General features: G+C 65.1%; 13 protein-coding genes. 5 read left to right on the top strand and 8 right to left on the bottom strand.

What is annotated here, in order from left to right; all coding sequences use genetic code 11:
• Positions 1-7 precede the first annotated feature (7 nt).
• The 5 genes from PIGHUM_RS04505 to PIGHUM_RS04485 all read right to left on the bottom strand — a co-directional run bounded on the left by PIGHUM_RS04505 (position 8) and on the right by PIGHUM_RS04485 (position 4699).
• Positions 8-982, bottom strand: coding sequence for a Bug family tripartite tricarboxylate transporter substrate binding protein (locus PIGHUM_RS04505; protein ID WP_124078068.1), 975 nt, complete (start codon positions 980-982; stop codon positions 8-10).
• A gap of 76 nt (positions 983-1058) precedes the next feature.
• Complete coding sequence (locus tag PIGHUM_RS04500; RefSeq protein WP_124078066.1) at positions 1059-1982, bottom strand: fumarylacetoacetate hydrolase family protein; 924 nt, start codon at positions 1980-1982, stop codon at positions 1059-1061.
• A 54-nt stretch (positions 1983-2036) separates the two neighbouring features.
• Complete coding sequence (locus PIGHUM_RS04495) at positions 2037-2531, bottom strand: VOC family protein (protein ID WP_124078064.1); 495 nt, start codon at positions 2529-2531, stop codon at positions 2037-2039.
• Positions 2532-2549: 18 nt separating this feature from the next.
• On the bottom strand, positions 2550-3605 hold the full coding sequence (locus PIGHUM_RS04490) for a CDP-6-deoxy-delta-3,4-glucoseen reductase (RefSeq protein WP_124078062.1): 1056 nt from the start codon (positions 3603-3605) through the stop codon (positions 2550-2552).
• 11 nt (positions 3606-3616) lie between these two features.
• Positions 3617-4699: a Bug family tripartite tricarboxylate transporter substrate binding protein gene (locus tag PIGHUM_RS04485; RefSeq protein WP_124078060.1), complete on the bottom strand. Its 1083-nt coding sequence runs from the start codon at positions 4697-4699 to the stop codon at positions 3617-3619.
• A gap of 130 nt (positions 4700-4829) precedes the next feature.
• Here PIGHUM_RS04485 and PIGHUM_RS04480 point away from each other — a divergent pair, with 130 nt between their 5' ends.
• Complete coding sequence (locus tag PIGHUM_RS04480; protein WP_160142159.1) at positions 4830-5717, top strand: LysR family transcriptional regulator; 888 nt, start codon at positions 4830-4832, stop codon at positions 5715-5717.
• A gap of 63 nt (positions 5718-5780) precedes the next feature.
• On the opposite strand, the gene PIGHUM_RS04475 is transcribed toward PIGHUM_RS04480, so the two are convergent.
• The 3 genes from PIGHUM_RS04475 to PIGHUM_RS04465 all read right to left on the bottom strand — a co-directional run bounded on the left by PIGHUM_RS04475 (position 5781) and on the right by PIGHUM_RS04465 (position 8453).
• Entirely contained in the window at positions 5781-6266 is a 486-nt protein-coding gene (locus tag PIGHUM_RS04475) for a GlcG/HbpS family heme-binding protein (protein ID WP_124078056.1), read from the bottom strand.
• A 106-nt stretch (positions 6267-6372) separates the two neighbouring features.
• On the bottom strand, positions 6373-6954 hold the full coding sequence (locus PIGHUM_RS04470; protein ID WP_124078054.1) for a response regulator transcription factor: 582 nt from the start codon (positions 6952-6954) through the stop codon (positions 6373-6375).
• Positions 6951-8453 (bottom strand): sensor histidine kinase, encoded by a 1503-nt coding sequence (locus PIGHUM_RS04465; protein ID WP_124078052.1) that lies wholly within the window; start codon positions 8451-8453, stop codon positions 6951-6953. Before PIGHUM_RS04465 ends, PIGHUM_RS04470 begins: the two co-directional genes overlap by 4 nt.
• A 172-nt stretch (positions 8454-8625) precedes the next feature.
• Between PIGHUM_RS04465 and ychF the strand changes: the two genes are divergently transcribed.
• The 4 genes from ychF (at position 8626) to PIGHUM_RS04445 (ending at position 17833) form a co-directional block, all read left to right on the top strand.
• On the top strand, positions 8626-9717 hold the full coding sequence (gene ychF, locus PIGHUM_RS04460; RefSeq protein ID WP_124078050.1) for a redox-regulated ATPase YchF: 1092 nt from the start codon (positions 8626-8628) through the stop codon (positions 9715-9717).
• 196 nt (positions 9718-9913) lie between these two features.
• Positions 9914-11125, top strand: a complete 1212-nt coding sequence (locus PIGHUM_RS04455; RefSeq protein ID WP_124078048.1) for a tyrosine-type recombinase/integrase — start codon at positions 9914-9916, stop codon at positions 11123-11125.
• A gap of 346 nt (positions 11126-11471) precedes the next feature.
• Complete coding sequence (locus tag PIGHUM_RS04450; protein WP_124078046.1) at positions 11472-12554, top strand: Fic family protein; 1083 nt, start codon at positions 11472-11474, stop codon at positions 12552-12554.
• Positions 12555-12565: 11 nt separating this feature from the next.
• Positions 12566-17833, top strand: coding sequence for a DEAD/DEAH box helicase (locus PIGHUM_RS04445; RefSeq protein ID WP_124078044.1), 5268 nt, complete (start codon positions 12566-12568; stop codon positions 17831-17833).
• Positions 17834-17843: the final 10 nt, after the last annotated feature.

Below are 17843 nucleotides of genomic sequence, written 5' to 3'. Positions count from 1 at the left end.
GGATGGCTCATTGGGGCTGCACGCCGGCTTCCTTCACGAGAACCTGCGCATAGCTCCTGTCGTTGCGGATGTGGCTTGCGAAGGCCGAGGGCGCCATGTCCTTGACCTCGAGCCCGGCGGGGACCATGTGCTGGCGGTTGAAGGCCGCATCATCCAGTATGGCGCGCGAATCCCGGTACATGCGCTCGACCACGGCCGCGGGCGTGCCTTCCGGCGCGAACAATCCCAGCACGGTGCGCGGCCGGTCGTAGTGATAGCCGGCTTCCTTGAGCGTCGGCACGTCGGGCAGCGAGGCAAAGCGCTGTTCGCTGTCGACGGCGAGCACTTTCAGCTGTCCGCTCTTCACGTGGGGAATGACGTTGACGTAGCTGACGAAGCCGACCGGCGTCGTCCCGCCCACCACGGCTTGAACCACTTCGCCGCCGCCCTTGTACGGGATGTAGGTCAGGTCGGCGCCGGCTTCGCGCTTGAATTTCTCCATGTACATGATGGCCAGGGAATGGCTGGGCGTGGCATAGCTCAGGCCGCCGGACTGGCGGCGCGAGGCCTGCACCAGTTCCTGCATGCTGTTGACGCCCAGTTTGGCGTTGACCGCGACGACCTGGGTCGATACGAACAAGGGCGTGATGGGCATCAGGTCCTTGTCGGGATCGTACGGAATGTCCTTGAGCAGCAGCGGGTTGGCCACCATGGTGGTGTCAGTGTAGAACACACAGAAGGTATGGTCGTCCTTGGCCGACGTGCAGCCCCTGACCGCGATGAACGTGTTGCCGCCCGCCCGGTTCTCGACGACCACCGGGACGCCCAGCCGCTGGCTGAGTTCGTTGCCGAACAGCCTGACGAAGATGTCGCTCTGGCCGCCTGGCGCTTGCGGCACGATGATGCGTACGGGTTTGGCGGGCCAGGCGTCGGCGGCGCCGGCGGGTTGGTTGGCCAGCAAGGCGAGACTCGCCCCGATGGCTGCTGCCACGCGTGCGTGCATGATGATGCTCCTCCTTGGGGGAAAATGAACCGGGGCGGCCGTTGTTGTGTGATGGACCGCCCGTCCTCGGCGGCGATTACGCGATGCTGTGGCGCAGCTCGCCTATGCCTTCGATCCAGAGCCGGACCTGTTCTCCGCTCTGCAGGAAGCGCTTGCGCCCCATGCCGACGCCGGCCGGCGTGCCGGTCAGCACCAGGTCGCCGGGCTGCAGCGTGACGCGGGCGGACAGCGCCGCGATCTGTTCGGCGATATCGAAGATGAGCTTGTTCGAGTTCGAATCCTGCATGAGCTCGTCTCCCACCCAGAGCTTCATGCCGAGCTCATGCGGGTCGCCGATGTCGTCGGCGGGAACGATCCAGGGCCCGATGGGGCAGGCGCCGTCGAAGCATTTCTGCCCGATCCAGTCGTAGTAGAACGGCGACATGGGGTCCTGCGCGGCGCGCTTCATGTGGTCGCGCGCGGACAGGTCGTTGGCGATGGTGAATCCGGCCACGTGGTCCAGCGCCTCGGCGGCGGACACGTTCTTCGCCGGCTGGCCGATGACCGCCGCCAGTTCTATTTCCCAGTCCAGCCAGCGGGTATCGTTCGGGATGGCGACGGCCGCGCCCGGTCCGACCACGGCGCTGCGCGAGGTCTTGATGAAATGCCAGGGCTGGTCGCCCAGCTCCTTCATCGTCGGCCCCATGGGCAGGCCCTGGGCGGCGAACATCTCCGCGACGTGATCCGTATAGTTGGCGCCGGCGCAATAAATGGTGCCGGGGTAAAGAATGGGCGCCCGAAGCACCGCATCGTCCAGGGCGAGGCCGCCGGCCGTCGGCGCCAGCCGGCCGGCGGCCTCGCGGCACGCGTGCCGCGCCTGTTCCCATTGCTGCAGCGCGCCCAGTACGGTGCTCCATTCCGCGCGGCGCGTGGCTTCGGCCAGGTCGTGGATACGGTCGCCGGTCAGCAGGCCGGCGCGCGGCCGCCCATCGATTTCATACGTCAGCAGGCGATAGCTCATCGTGAATGTCCTTCGTCGTGGATGCCGGATGCCGCCGCGCGGCTCCGTGGCGGGTCAGGCGTTCGGTTCGTGCAGGTCGGCGGCGCTGTACCGGTCGCCGAAGTCGAACATGTCGTCGTGCTGGATGCCGTCGTAGTACTGGATTTCCCACCAGTTGTGGTCCAGGTCTTCGAAATAGAAGGAATAGGTCCCGTGCTGCTTGACGAGATCCATGATCTGGCCGATCCGGTACTCGTCGCGCAGGTCGTGCGCCGCTTTCCATATGCGCTCCACTTCTTCCGCGCTGCCGACGTCCAGGCCCCAGTGGTTGTCGACGTTCGCGGGGTGGAGCTTGTCGCCCACTTCCAGGCAGACGATGTGGAACTTCAAACCGCAGCGGATGGCCATGGCCGGCTTGGCGTGGCGCACGCATTCGAGGCCGAGGAACTCTTCGTAGAACCGGCGGGACGCTTCCAGGCTGTAGCATTCCAGCGTGCCGTGCGACAGGTATTCGGCGCGGACGACGGAGTCGGGCCTGGCCGTGCCCGCGAAGGGTTGTTTGATGCGCATGGATGTGTTCCTCGTGATTCAGATGGCAGGCTCAGAAGCCTTGTCCGCCGCGGCGCGCTCGGCTTCGGTGAGAAAGGCGTCCGACAGGAATTCGGATTCCGGCAGCCCGCGCAGCGAAGTAAAGTCGCGGCGCGCGGCGTCCACCATCGCGAGGGAGCCGCAGGCGTAGACCTGGTGGCCGGCGAGGCTCGGGTGGTCCGCCATGACGGCCTCGTGGACCAGGCCCGTGCGGCCGCTCCACCGGTCCGCCTCGGCGGCGTCGGAAAGCACCGGGACGTAGTCGAACGAGGGCATCTCGCTCGCCCATTGGCGGGCCAGGCTGTCCATGTAGAGGTCGGCCGGGCGGCGGCCGCCCCAATACAGGCGCATCGGACGATCGATGCCGCGGCTGCGCGCGTAGTCGACGATTGCCTTGATCGGCGCGAAGCCCGTGCCGCTGGCCAGCAGGACGATCGGCCTGGAGGAATCTTCGCGCAGGTAGAAACTGCCCAGCGGACCGCGGAACTTCAGCAGCGATCCTTCCATTTCGCTGCCGAACACGCGGTCGGTGAACAGGCCCCCGGGCGTGTGGCGCAAATGCAGTTCGAGGTCGATCACTCCCTCGGCGCGGGGTGCCGTCGCAATCGAATAGCTGCGCGTCTGGCCGTCCGGCAGCAGGAAATCGACGAACTGGCCGGCGGCGAACAGCAGGTTCTCGTTCATCGGCAGCCGCAGTTCCATGACCGCTATGCCGGGCGCCGGCCGGGACACCCGCTTGACGCGGCACGGCACGATGCGGGGGCGCGTGCTTTGCAGCGACAGTTCCTGCACGTGCACCACCAGGTCGCTCAGCGGCTTGGCCTTGCACAGCAGCGCATAGCCCTGCGCCTTCTGGTCGTCCGGCAGGTAGAACGGATGGGCGCCGCCATGGTCCACCGTTCCCTGCTCGATGCGGGCCTTGCAGGTCCGGCAGGTGCCGGCGCGGCAGCTGTAGGGCAGGCTGAGGCCGGCTTCGAGACCGGCGTTCAATACGGTCGTGTCGGGGGGCGCATCGTAGGTGCGCCCGCTGGGCTGAAGCGTGATCTTGAATGCCATGGTGCGCTTTGTCATTCGGCCTGGAGGCCGACTCGTTTGATCAGGTCTCGATAGGTTTGGTGTTCGTCGCGCAGAAGCGCGGCCATGGCGGTGGGAGTGCTGGGCCATGCCATCACGCCGTCGGCCGTGAAGCGCTGTTTGACGTCGTCCTCGTTCAGCGCGCGCGCGATGTCGGCGCTGATGCGCTCGACGATGTCGGCCGGCACGCCGCGCGGCGCGACCAGGCCGGTCCAGGTCGTGACTTCCAGGCCCGCCGGCCCGCCGGATTCCTCGACGGTCGGAATGTCGGGGTAGGCCGGCAGCCGCTTGGGCGCGGCCACGGCAAGCACCTTCAGCTTGCCGGCATCGACCAGCGGCGCGAACGACCGTATCGTCGCCACCGAGAACGCCACGTCGCCATTGGCGACGGCCGCGTACATCTGCTGCCCTTCCTTGTATTGCACGGCCAGCATGCGCGTATTCGAAAGGTTCGCCAGCACCGCTCCGCCGAAATGCGGAGGGCTGCCCACGTACGGGCTGCTGTACGCGATACGGTTCGGATCGGAGGCCGCGGCGGCAACGATGTCCTTGACGCTGCGATAGGGGCCGTCGGCCGAGGCGGCAAGAAAGAACGGCGCCTGATAGAGCGTGGAAAGCGGCGTGAAATCGCGCTCGGCGTCGTAGGGAATCTTCTTGAACAGATGCGGGTTGATCGAAACGTGCGCGTTGCCCACCATCAGCAAGGTGTGGCCGTCGGCGGGCGCCTGTGCGGCCGCGGTGATGGCGATGAAGCCGTTGCCGCCCGGCCGGGACTCCACGACCACCTGCTGGTTCCAGTAGCGCGACAGTTTCTCGGCGACCAGCCGCGTGGCGATGTCCGGGGTCAGGCCGGTCGGGTAAGGCGTGATGATCCGGACCGGCCTGGTGGGGAATGCCTGGGCGTGCGCCTCCGCCGCGATCAGCGGGCTGGCGGTGAGCAGGCCGCATACCGCCCATGACGCTGCCCGGAGCAGCCGGCGCCGCGCGGCGCCATGCGCGGCTTCGGCCCTGGCGTCGCCGTAGGACGGATCGGGATCGTGCGCCGGCGGCAGGCGGCCGTGGCTATGGCTGTGCATGTCTCCTCCTTTTCATTCGGCGTCATGGGCGCGCCGGTTCGGTCGAAGCATCATCGGTCAAATCCCCCATTGAGCGAAGTCCGCTTTTTGGGAAAACTTGTTCCTCGTGTGGAACAAGCGGAGACGTGCATTGACCCCTGACCTGTTGCGCAACATCGCCGTCTTCGCCGAAGTCGCCAAGGCGAAGAGCTTCACCAAAGCCGGATTGGCGCTCGACCTGCCCAAATCGACGGTGTCGCGGCGCGTCGCTGAGCTCGAGCGCGAAGTGGGGCTGCGCCTGCTCAAGAGGACGACGCAGAAGGTGGAATTGACCGAGGAGGGCCAGAACTACTTCGCCTCCTGTCGGCGCCTGCTCGAGGACGTGCAGAGCGCCCATGAAGAGCTGATCAGCGCGCGGCACCGGCCGCGCGGGCATTTGCGCGTCGCCGCCACCGTGGACTTCGGCCTGCGGCTGGTCAACGGGCTGACCCGGTTCGCCGCGGAATATCCCGATCTGGTGCTCGAGTTCGACTTCACGACGCGCCGGGTGGACCCGCTCACCGAGAACTACGACGTCGCCATCCACATCGGCGCGCCGCCGGATTCAGGCCTGACCGCCAAGAAACTCGCCGACGTCGCCGTGCACGTGTACGCCTCGCCCGACTACCTGGCCGGGCATGGCCGTCCGCTGACGCCCGCGGACCTGAGCGCCCACGCCTGCGTGCTGGAGGGCAGGCTGCATCAAATAGGCATCCAGAACACCTGGACGCTCACGAACGGCCGCAGGCGGGTGGAGGTGGACGTCAAAGGCACGCTGTCGTTCAACAGCATAGGCATCATCCGCCGCCTCATCCTGGGCGGGGCCGGCCTGGCGCTGCTGCCGGAAAGCATATGCCGCAAGGACGTCGAAGCGGGCCGCCTGGTGCGGGTGCTCGAGAACTGGAGCGCGCCGATGCTGCCCATCTACGCCTTGACCTCGACCCGCCTGATGCCCGCCAAGACCCGGACCTTCCTGGATTTCGTGCAGGCCAATCTGTGACGCGGGCCGGGTTTTGCCCGGCGGTCCGGCCGGGCAGGCGCTGGCGCGGTCTTCCGGAACCGCTTACTTCAAACGGGCGGCCTGCTTGTCCAGCGCCTTGAGCGCGCACGCCTCGTCCAGATGGCCGCCGGGCGCGCCGCCCACGCCGATGGCGCCGACGGCGGCATTGCCGGCCTTGACCGGCACGCCGCCGGCCAGCACCAGGAAACCGGGAATGTCGGCCAGGCCGGCCGCGGCGGGGTTTTTCTGCACGGTGTCGGCCATCGCGCTGGTCGGCATGCGCGAGGACGCCGAGGTGTAGGCCTTGGCCGTGGCGGCGTTGGCGGTGTGGGCGCCGGCATTGTCGGCGCGCACCAGCGCCAGCAGGATGCCGGCGCGGTCGGTCACGGCCGCGGCGACGTTGTAGCCGTCGGCGGCGCAGGCGGCGACGGCATCCTGCGCGAGGTTCACGGCCAGCGCGGTGTTCAGGCTGGGCGGGGCCACCGTATCGGCGGCGAAGGCGGGCGCGGCGAACAGCGCGAAGGCGGCGGAAATGAGCGTGGCTTTCATGAGGGTCTCTCTGCGTTGATCGACGTCGGCATGACGTCCGGGAGCCACTGTAGGGCGCGCCGCGCGCGGGCGATATTCGCAGATCAACCGGTCCGGGTCGGTAGGATTACCGATGCCGCGCCAGCCACAGGCGGGTCTGCTCGGCTACCGCCGGCGTGCCCAGCTTGGCGGCGATGCCGGCGCGGTGGCTGTCCACCGTGCGCACGGACACGTTCAGCGCCGCGGCGATCTCCCGGCTGCCCAGGCCCTTGGATACCAGGTCCAGCACCTCGGCTTCGCGCGGCGTGAGCTGGTCCAGCAGCGCGGCCGCCTCGCGGCGGGCCAGCAGCTCGGCCAGCTCCGCCTCGCAGGCGGCGACTGCTTCCATCAGCACGTGCTCGTCCACGGGCTTGGCCAGGAAATCCGTCACGCCGGCGCGGAACGCCCGGCGGCAGGCTTCGACGTCGCCGTGGCCGGTGATCATGATGGCCGGCCACGAGATGCCGCGGGCGGCGAGCTGCGCCAGCAACTGCAGCCCGCTGATGGCGGGCATGCGCAGGTCGAGGACCAGTATCCCGGGCCGGTCGGGATCCAGCTGCGCCAGCAGGTGCGCGGCGTCGGGAAAGCCCCGGGTTTCCCTGCCGTAGGTGGCCAGCAGCAGCGCCAGGGCCTCCCGTACCGCGGTGTCGTCGTCCACGAGATAAATCATGCGGGCATCCTGATCGGCAGCTTCAGCGTGAAACACGCGCCGTCCGCATTGGCGGCTTCCACGCTGCCGTGCATGGTCTCGGCCAGTCTCGCGCACAGCGGCAGGCCCAGCCCCATGCCGTCGGGCTTGGTGGTGAAGAAGGGCTCGAACAGGCGGGGCAGGGCCTCGGGCGGAATGCCCGGGCCGTTGTCGGCGACGGTGATCACGGCCTGCTCGCCCTGTCTCACGGCGCTTATGTCGATGCGCGGCGCGGGTGTGCCGGCGGCCAGGGCTTCGGCGGCATTCAGCACGAGATTGACGATCACCTGCTGGAAGGCGATGACGTCGATCAGGATGCCGCACGGCGCATTCGGCAGCGACACGCGCAGCGCGATGCCGCGCCGCGCGAGATCGGGCTCGACCAGCCGCAGCGCCTCGGTCAGCGCGTCGGCCAGCGGCACGGCCTCGAGCCGGGCCGCGTCCCCCGAGATATAGACGCGCATGCGGCCCAGGATATCGCCGGCGCGCCTGGCCTCGCGGACGTTGGCGTCCAGGGCGAGCTGCAGGAGGTCTTGCCGGCCCTGGGCAGCGGCCCGGCGCGCCGCCTGGCTCTGCGTCAGCAGCGCCGCCATCGGCTGGGCCAGTTCGTGGGCGATGCCGGAGGCCATCTCGCCCAGCGCGTTGACACGGCCGGCATGGGCCAGCCTGGCCTCCTGCTCGAGCAGGGCGGCGCGCCGTTCCTCTTCGCGCCTGTCCCGCACGGCGCGGCGATACTGCGCCGCGAGCCAGACTGCAAGCGCCAGGCCCAGCAGCAGCGGCAGAGTCCATGCCGGGCGCAGCAGCTCCCAGGCGCCGAGCCTGCGCGAGATTTCCAGCCGCAGCGGCTGGCTCGCGCTGGCGATCTCTGCGCCCCGCCCGATGACGGCCAGCCCCTGCGCGCCGGGTCCCGCCCGGGCCAGTTCCCGCTGGTCCAGCCGCAGCACGGCGCCATAGTCCGCCGGCGCGAGCCCCGCGATCAGCGCGGCAGCATCGATGCGCAGCCGCAGATACACGCCGGGCGCCACCAGCTTGACGAGATCGTAGCCGCCGCGGTCCGCGCGGGCATGGATGGCCGTCTCTCCAGGACTGGAAAGCGGCGGCAGCGCCGCGCCAGGCAGCGTGCCCGCCGTCGGCCCGTCCACGCCGCCATAGCCGGCCACCGAGGCCAGCTCTCCCCGAGGACGGATGACGTCTATATCCGTAATGCGCGGATAGAACGTCCGCACCGCCTGCGCCAGTCCTTGCACGCCGGCATCGGGTTCGGCGCGCGCCATGCGGATGACCGCCGCCAGCGCCGTCAGGTGCGCGTCGTGCTGCGCCAGCCTTTCCGACAGCCGCGTCTCCGCCTCGGCCGTCCGTTCCGCAAGCGCCGTGCGCGCGCCGCGATACCCGAACGCCGCCACCAGCGCCACCGCAAGAACGGCGGCAGCCAGCCAGACGGCAAAAGGCAGGAGATGCCGGGCGGAGCGCAGCGTGGACATGTGGGAGGGACGCGGGCCTATCGCAGTGACGAGCCGCCATTATGGGGCGGATTCGGCGCGCATTCCTTCGAAAGCCGATCCGCGCGGCAAGACGGGGCGCGCGCTCCCGCGATGGGGCGGCCGGACCCGTGACAAGGCTACAATCACCGGTCTTGATCAAAAGGAAATACCCATGGCCCTGCAGTGCGGCATCGTGGGCCTGCCCAACGTCGGCAAGTCCACCCTCTTCAACGCCCTGACCAAAGCCGGCATCGCGGCAGAGAACTACCCCTTCTGCACGATCGAACCCAACGTCGGCGTGGTCGAGGTGCCCGATCCCCGCCTGGCCGCGCTGGCCGAAATCGTCAAGCCCGAACGCATCGTGCCCGCCACGGTCGAGTTCGTCGACATCGCCGGCCTCGTGGCCGGCGCCAGCACCGGCGAAGGCCTGGGCAACCAGTTCCTTGCCCACATCCGCGAAACCGACGCCATCGTCAACGTCGTGCGCTGCTTCGAAGATCCCAACGTGATCCACGTGGCCGGCAAGGTCGATCCCATTTCCGACATCGAAGTCATCGAGACCGAACTGGCGCTGGCCGACCTGCAGACCGCCGAAAAAGCCCTGCAGCGCCACACCAAGACCGCCCGCTCCGGCGACAAGGAAGCCGCCAAGCTGGTCGCCATACTGGAAAAATGCGTGGCCCAGCTCAACCTGGCCAAGCCCATCCGCGCCCTGGACCTCTCCACCGACGAGCAGGCCCTGATCAAGCCGCTGTGCTTCATCACCGCCAAGCCCGCCATGTACGTCGGCAACGTCAAGGAAGACGGCTTCACGAACAACCCGCTGCTGGACAAACTGGTCGAGTACGCCAACAAACAGAACGCGCCCACCGTGGCCATCTGCGCCGCCATCGAAGCCGAACTGGGCGAAATGGACGACGAAGACCGCGCCGTATTCCTGGCCGACATGGGCATGGAAGAGCCCGGCTTGAACCGCCTCATCCGCGCCGGTTTCAAGCTGCTCGGCCTGCAGACCTACTTCACCGCGGGCGTCAAGGAAGTGCGCGCCTGGACCGTACCCATCGGCGCCACCGCGCCCCAGGCCGCCGGCGTCATCCACACCGACTTCGAACGCGGCTTCATCCGTGCCCAGACCATCGCCTTTGATGATTTCATCCAGTACAAGGGCGAAGCCGGCGCGAAGGAAGCGGGGAAGATGCGGGCGGAAGGGAAGGAGTACGTCGTCAAGGATGGGGATGTGATGAATTTCTTGTTTAACGTCTGACGCTTTTTGCTGGATCTCGGTGGCGCTCAGTAGCGCTTGGTGGACAGGTTGGCCCATTTGAAATCAATGGGTTGCAGAAACAATACGGTCTGCTGAGCGTTCCTATTGTTCATCGAGGTCTGAAAAATTCGGGGGTAGCGTTGGGGGTACTCGTGTTCAACCGTGGGGGTACATCTCCCCGCAGTGGAGTCCAACGATGCCCGAGAATCTACTCACGGATGCCAAGGTCAAGGCGGCCAAACCGACTGATCGAGATTGGAAACTTTCAGACGGCGGGGGCCTGTTCCTGCTGGTCAAGCCCACCGGTGGCAAGCTCTGGCGGTGGAAATATCGCCTGCAAGGCAAGGAAAACCTCTTTGCCATCGGCAGCTTTCCCCAAGTGAGCCTTGCAGAGGCGCGCGCGGCCCGAGAAAAGGCCCGTGCCTTGGTCAAGCAGGGTATCCATCCTGCTCATGAGCGGCAGCAGCTCAAGCAGCGCAACCTGGAAGCACTGGAGGAACGCAAGCGCGCCCGCGAAAGTTCGTTTGCCAAAGTTGCGAAAACGTACCTGGCCGAGATCAAGCCAGTCTTCGCACAGAGTTCCTACCGGACGAAAGAGTCCCGCATCAGGAAGTATCTGTCACTCACGTTCGATGGGATGCCGATGAGCGACATTGGCGTGAAGCAGATTCGCCCATTACTGGAAAAGTGCAGGGCCCACGGTGCGTGGGCGGCGATTCACGTCAAAGGCGATCTGTCGGCGATCTTCGAGTTTGCGGTGGTGCGGGGACTGGTCGAGGCAAATCCAATTCCCAGCCTGCGCGGGCTGCTACGCGTGCCGTTCAGCGAGAGCAAGGCGGCGATGACGCGAGAGCAGATTCAGAAGTTCTATCAGGAGTTGCGCGGCTACCGGGGCTATCCGGAAACCTCGCTGTGCCTGCGGCTGATTGCGCTGACGGCCTGCCGCCCAGGGGAAGCGGCGGATGCCGAGTGGGACGAGTTCGACTTTGAGGATGCGCTGTGGCGTCGGCCTGCGGCGAAGATGAAAGCGCGGCGTGACCATGTCAGCCCGTTGTCTATGCAGGCCATTGCCGTGCTGAAGGATTTGCAGTGCATCACGGGTGGTGGCCGCTATCTGTTCCCACACCGGAGCGGCAAGGGCTTCACTACGCCCAACCGACTCACCTACGCCATGCGTGACATGAATCTGGGGCGGGGCACGACGCCGCATTGCTGGCGGACGACCTTTTCAACCTGGGCCAATGAGAACGGATACCGGCCTGATGCGATCGAGCGACAGCTTGCCCACGTGGAGAGCAACAAGGTGCGGGCGACGTACAACAAGGCGTTGCTGCTGGATCAGAGAAGGGCTCTGCTACAGGACTGGGCGGATTATCTGGGTGCGGCGGAAGACAGTGGCGCGGCATAGGTAAGAGTTGGCCGGGTGTTGCAGAACGAATGGACGGGAGTGGCCTTTTCCTTTTCTAGATAGGGCCGTTGTCCCTTGAGTGCCGTTCCCTTGCCATTTGCCGTTGCCCAAGGCTGGGCGCGGGGAATGGGGTAAGCAATGGGATAAATGGGGTAATTAGTGCTTCATTCCCCTTTTTAAGATTCATGTCACCCATTTCCTTCCTGGTCTGCCATGCCGGCCCCTCACGACCGATCCTGCGTTCAGGGAATGGGGTAGTCAGACACTTGTAATGAGGTATTTTTAGAGAAAATACCCCATTTAACGGCTATGATTACCCATTTAGATAGCCTGGGCTTACATTTCCATGCACTCGCTCACACCCGAGTACCTTGCCGCGCTGCGCTTCGACGGTACCCAGGCTGCCACGTTGCGCACATTGGGCGAGTACCAGGGCAAGCAGCAACTCTACGCCGCGCAGTCGCCCGAAGCCCTCAAGGGCTTGCGCCAGATCGCGGTGGTGGAGTCCACCGAGTCATCCAACCGACTAGAAGGTGTTGTCGTAGCGCCCTCGCGGCTGAAGTCTCTGGTCATCCGCAACGCAACACCAAAGAGCCGCTCCGAACAGGAGATCGCCGGCTACCGTGATGCCCTGGCGCTGATCCACGAGTCCGCCACGCACATGCCCTTCAGCGAGGGTGTTGTGCTGCAATTACATACCCTGCTGTACCGCTATATGCCGCAGGCGGGCGGGCGCTGGAAGGCTACCAACAACGACATCATCGAGCGTCACCCAGACGGCACATCGCGTTTGCGTTTCCAGCCAGTTGCTGCGCACCTCACGCCCATGGCCATGGCCGATCTGACCGGGCGCTACGCCACCGCGCTGGATCAGCATCTGGCCGACCCGCTGGTTTTGGCGCCGCTGGCGATGCTCGACTTCCTGTGCATCCATCCGTTTCCGGACGGCAACGGCCGCATGTCCCGCTTGCTGACCTTGCTGCTGCTTTACCACTTCGACTATGCCGTGGGTCGCTACATCAGTTTGGAACGCATCTTCGAGGACACCAAGGAAGGCTATTACGAGACGCTGGAAGCCAGTTCGCAGGGATGGCACCAGGGGCAGCACGACGTCAAACCCTGGCTTGATTACTTCTGGGGTGCTTTGCTACGGGCCTACCGCGAGTTCGAGGAGCGTGTCGGCACCATCGAGCGTGGCCGCGGCAGCAAGGGCGACCGGGTGCGCGCGGAAGTCCTGGGGCGCACACTGCCGTTTTCTATTTCCGAGATCGAAGAAGCCTGCCCAGGCGTGAGCCGGGACATGGTGCGGCTAGTGCTGCGGGCGATGAAATTGGAAGGGTTGATCGAATCAACGGGCAAGGGACGGGGGGCGAAATGGAAGCGCATTACGGCAGCCGGCCCTGATAGCACGATCAACGAAGATCAATAGAGGACGACACGATGGATGTTTTCTCACTCAGAAGCCAGTTGATCGAGGACTATAGCCAGTTCGCGAGTTCTTTCACTTCCATTCGGGCGGAAGATATCCGCTCGGGCGTTCATGCGGCCTATGACGGCGGCCGTTACTGGCCGGAGCCGCTGATACAGATCAATCCGCGCTATCGCCAGGGACGGTCGACACAGCAGCTTGCCGGCACGAACGAATTGCTGGCGGCAACGGCCGCTCTGTTCCCCATCGATCTCTACACCCACCAGGAACAGGCGATCGCGTTCTCCTCCCGGGGCGAGAGTTACGTGGTGACCACGGGAACCGGCTCGGGTAAATCGTTATGCTTCTTCATCCCGATCGTAGATGCGGTGCTGCGCGCCAAAGCCCACGACAGCATGCCCAGAACTCGAGCCATCGTGATCTACCCAATGAACGCTCTGGCCAACAGTCAGCGCGAAGAGCTGATCAAGTTCGTAGGCAACGATGGGCCGGTAACCTTCGCGCGCTATACCGGCCAGGAAAGCAAGGAGGAGCGGGATAGGATTCGGGATAACCCGCCGGACATTCTGCTGACCAACTTCATGATGTTGGAAATGCTCATGACTCGGCAGAACGAGACCGACAGCCGGGTGATCGCCAACTGCGCCGGCCTGCAGTTTCTGGTGCTGGATGAATTGCATACCTATCGCGGACGGCAAGGCGCCGACGTGGCCATGTTGGTGAGGCGCGTTCGAGAACGGCTGGCACCGGAGTACCTGCAGTGCATCGGCACGTCCGCCACGATGGCGTCGGGCGGCAGTCAGGAAGATCGCAACCAAAAAGTCGCTTCCGTTGCCTCCACGTTGTTCGCAACCCAGATATCGCCCTTCAATGTCGTCACCGAAGATCTGGAACGGGCTACAGAGCCATCCGAGACTGCCGACTCGGTCAGATCGCAACTGGGCGCCGCCATCGACGCGGGCGTTTCCACGCATGCCGATGATGCCACGTTGCGACAACATCCTTTGGCGATCTGGGTGGAAACACGCCTTGGCATCACGCGCGAACAGGGAGGGAAATGGGTTCGTGCTAATCCCCTGACCTTTGCCAAGGCCACCGAGCGCCTGGCCGAAGAGTCGGGAAGGGATGAAGTGATTGCGGGTGCCATGCTGCGCGCCATGCTGCTGCTGGCAGCCCAACCCGAAAAGAGTCGTCGTCTCGACGGGCACGGCAGCGAAAAAGCCTTCTTCGCCTTTCGTCTCCACCAGTTCATCAGCGGTGCTGGCGTCGTGTTCACGACCCTCGATGCCCCGGGGACACGCCCCGTTGAGTTGGAGGGACAGCAGTTCCTGCCCGGAGATGAGCAAAAACGGTTGTACTCCACGCACTTCTGCCGGGATTGTGGGCAGGAGTACCACCCCGTCAGGATGCGTCGAGACGATGCCGGTTGGGAGGTGCTAGCCCGCGACATCGACGACATGCCAAAAATGCGGGACGACGACACGGACGCCTCCGAAGTCGAAGAGGATGCCATTGGCGAAAGGCTGGGCTTCCTGCTGCCCCTGAACGCCAACGATCCCATCGAATTTACCGGCAAGGTAGAGGACTATCCGGAGTCCTGGATAGAGATCACGCGACATGGTGAGGTGAGGTTCAAGCGCACCCATCAGCGCCTGGAGGCGGAACAACTCTCGATTCAAGCCAATGGCAGAGTCGGGCGTGGCCAGGAGGCCTGGTTCTTGCCCGGCAAGTTCCGTTACTGCTTGCGTTGCCGCACGGTGCATGGCGCCCAGGGCAAGGACAGCAATCGTCTTTCGGCACTGTCTGCGGAAGGGCGAAGCTCGGCGACGACGCTGCTGACCACCAGTGCGCTGCGCTGGATGCACGGCCAGCCATCCATTGGCTCGGACAAGCGAAAACTGCTCGGCTTCACCGACAACCGCCAGGATGCAGCGCTCCAGGCAGGCCATTTCAATGATTTCACCTTCGTCAGTCTGTTGCGCGGCGCCATCTATCGGGCGCTGGTACAAGCTGGCGCGGCGGGTTTGGGCGACAGTGGACTGGGTGCGGCAGTGCGAGCGGCCTTGGGCTTCGATCAGCCACTGAGCACGGCGGAAACCCCGGAAGAAAGCCACCGGGGTGAGTGGATGCAGGAACCGCAATCAGTCGGTCGGAATCTGGCCGATGCGGAGGAAGCCTTGCGCTTCGTGCTCGCGTACCGCGCCTGGTTCGATCAGCGTCGTGGTTGGCGCTACACCAATCCGAACCTGGAAGAACTGGGGTTGCTGGAGGCGGACTACTCCGGCCTGCAGGCATTTTGCAATGAGGCGGTGCGTTTCGACAAAGCGCCTGACCTGCTGCGAAACGCGACGTCACTGGCGCGTGAAAAGGCCTTCCGTTGCCTCTTCGACTACATGCGCAAAGGGCTGGCGGTGGATGCCGCCGCCCTCGATCCCAACCTGTTGCAGCAGCGTAAGGACGAAGCCTTGCGCTTGCTGCGCAACCCATGGGGCATCGGCCGGGAAGAGCGCCTGCTCGGTTGGCGCTGGCTGTTCCTTCAGCCTCCCAATGCGAATGCATTGCGCGGCAAGGATGAAGAACTGGTGCTGCGCGGCGGACTGCAGACGGCCCTGGGCAAGAGCCTGCGTAGCTCGACCATATGGGAGCAGCCGGCGGCGGCCAACCTGCGACGTGCCGACTATCAGACCTTGCTGAACGCCATGATCCGCGCCGCACAAGAGGGCGGATTCATTCGCAGGGATGAACACACTCTGTTCAACGTACCGGGCTTTCGTCTCAATGCCGGCCGGGTTCGATTCCATCTGGGCGATGCATCCGGCAGCCGGCCGAATGCGTTCTTCAAACAGCAATACCAAGCCATCGCCACGATGCTTGGGCAACGGGATCGTTTCCTGTTCGGGCTGGAGGCACGCGAACATACCGCTCAGGTCGATGGTGAACTGCGTGCGCTGCGCGAAAGCCGCTTTCGCTTCGGCAACAGCGAGCGGGAAGCATTGACCGACGGCGAACTGCACGATATCGCCCACAAGCAGGGCGAGCCCACGCGCTTCCTGCCCCTGATGTTCTGCTCACCGACCATGGAACTGGGCGTGGATATCTCGGCGCTGAATGCCGTGTACCTGCGAAACGTGCCACCCACGCCCGCCAACTATGTGCAGCGCGCCGGCCGTGCCGGACGCAGTGGTCAGGCGGCGCTGGTGGTGACCTACTGCGCCGCGCGCAGCCCGCATGACCAGTATTTCTTCCGTGATCCCACCGCCATGGTGCATGGCGTTGTCAAGGCGCCGCTGCTGGATCTGGCCAACCAGGATCTGATCCAGAGCCATCTACAGGCTGTCTGGCTGGCCGCCAGCCGCAAGGAGCTCGACAGCTCGATTTCCAACATCGTCGATCCCGGCGTACCGCAACTGCCCGTGCGAGCGCACATCGTCGAAGCCTTGGGTCAGGAAGGGGTGACGGCCGAAGCGACCCGCCAAGCCATCAATGTGCTGCACATGGTGGAGGAACACCTGACGCCCGAACGCGCTCCGTGGTTCACCGATTGCCAGGCCTATGCCCAGGCGGCCATTGCATCGGCACCAGAGGCCTTCCATCGTGCGTTCAATCGCTGGCGGGATCTATTCACGTCGGCGGAACGGCAAAAGCGCCTGGCCAACGAAACCTTGAACAACTACGCCATCACCGATAAGCGCGAGCGCGACGATGCCAAGCGCCGTTGGCGGCAGGCCTCCGATCAGATCGAGCTGCTCCTGCACGGCCGCGACTCCTTCTCCAGCGATTTTTACACCTACCGCTATTTGGCCACCGAGGGCTTCCTCCCAGGCTACAACTTCCCGCGGCTGCCGCTGATGGCCTACGTGCCCGGTCGTGCCGATGTGCGGGGTGGCAATACCTTCCTGCAGCGCCCGCGCTTTCTGGCGCTTTCCGAGTTCGGACCGCGCAGCCTGGTGTATCACGAAGGCCGCGCTTACAGGGTGGTTCGCGCTCGCATTGCCTTGTCATCTGATGATCCCGGCAGTGCCGGTGGCACGCTTAGCACCCAGTCGGTACGCATCTGCTCGAACTGCGGCGCCGCGCACTTCGAGTCCCATTGGAACGACTGCCACGCCTGCGACCAATCGCTGTTGGATGCGCTGAAGATCAACAGCCTGTATCGCATCGACAACGTCGATACTGAGCCCACCGAGCGCATCACCGCCAACGACGAGGAGCGCCAGCGCCAGGCCTTCGAGCTGCAGACCACCTTCCGCTGGGCGATCCGCAATCGCCGCATCGACGTGCGCACCGTGTTGGCCAGAGACAGCGAAGGCGAGATATGTACCCTGCGCTACGGCGCCGGTGCCACCATTACCCGCATCAACAAGGGATTGCGCCGGCGTCGGCAACCGAATGACTTCGGCTTCTTCATCAACTCCCGGACGGGGTGGTGGGAAGGAGAGGAGCGTCGTTCGGCCAACACCGCCAACGAAGGGGATCGCCTGCCACCGCAACGCGTTGTTCCCTATGTCCAGGATCACAAGAACGCCCTGCTGCTGCAACCTTGCGGCGCCTGGGCTGAACAGACCTTCGTCACCCTGCAGCATGCGCTCAAGCGTGGCATTGAAGCAGCCTTCCAGCTCGAAGAGGCTGAGTTGCTGGCCGAGGCCTTGCCCGATCTCCGCCATCGCAATGGCGTGCTGTTCTATGAGGCGACCGAAGGCGGCGCAGGCGTGCTTACCCGGCTAGTCAACGATCCATTGGCGCTGCAACAGGCGGCGCGCTACGCGTTGCGCATCATGCACTACGACGTACCGGTCGACGGTGGCCAATGGCCGACCTTCGAGAGCCGCCAGGAACAGCCTGACACTCGCTGCGTCGCGGGGTGCTACCGTTGCCTGTTGTCCTATTACAACCAGCCCGACCACGAACTGATCGATCGCCGCGACGCAGAAGCAGTTCACATTCTCTGGCGCCTGGCACAGGTCGAATCCATCGCCCAGCAGCAAGAGGCCGAACCTTTACTGCCCCCCGAACCGGAAGCCTCGTCAGGCTGGGCAGGCCAGTGGCGACAGGCGGCGGCTACGCATCTGCTGGATGGTCCGCCCCCGGCAAGCGTGGATATCGAGGGTCTCACATTGTTGCACTGGCCCGATCACTACGCCGCCATCGCCCTGCCCGATACCCCGCGCGACTTGCAGGCTGCATGGGAAGACCGCGGCTATACCTTTATCCGTTTCCCTGCCGACACTGACGCCTGGCCGATGCTGTTCCAGCGCCTGGGTCGTCTGCTGGGGCTATGAGAACCATCGA

The organism is Pigmentiphaga humi (assembly GCF_900606115.1).
Taxonomy (GTDB): domain Bacteria; phylum Pseudomonadota; class Gammaproteobacteria; order Burkholderiales; family Burkholderiaceae_B; genus Pigmentiphaga; species Pigmentiphaga humi.
This window is presented reverse-complemented; position numbering and strand designations above follow the sequence as displayed.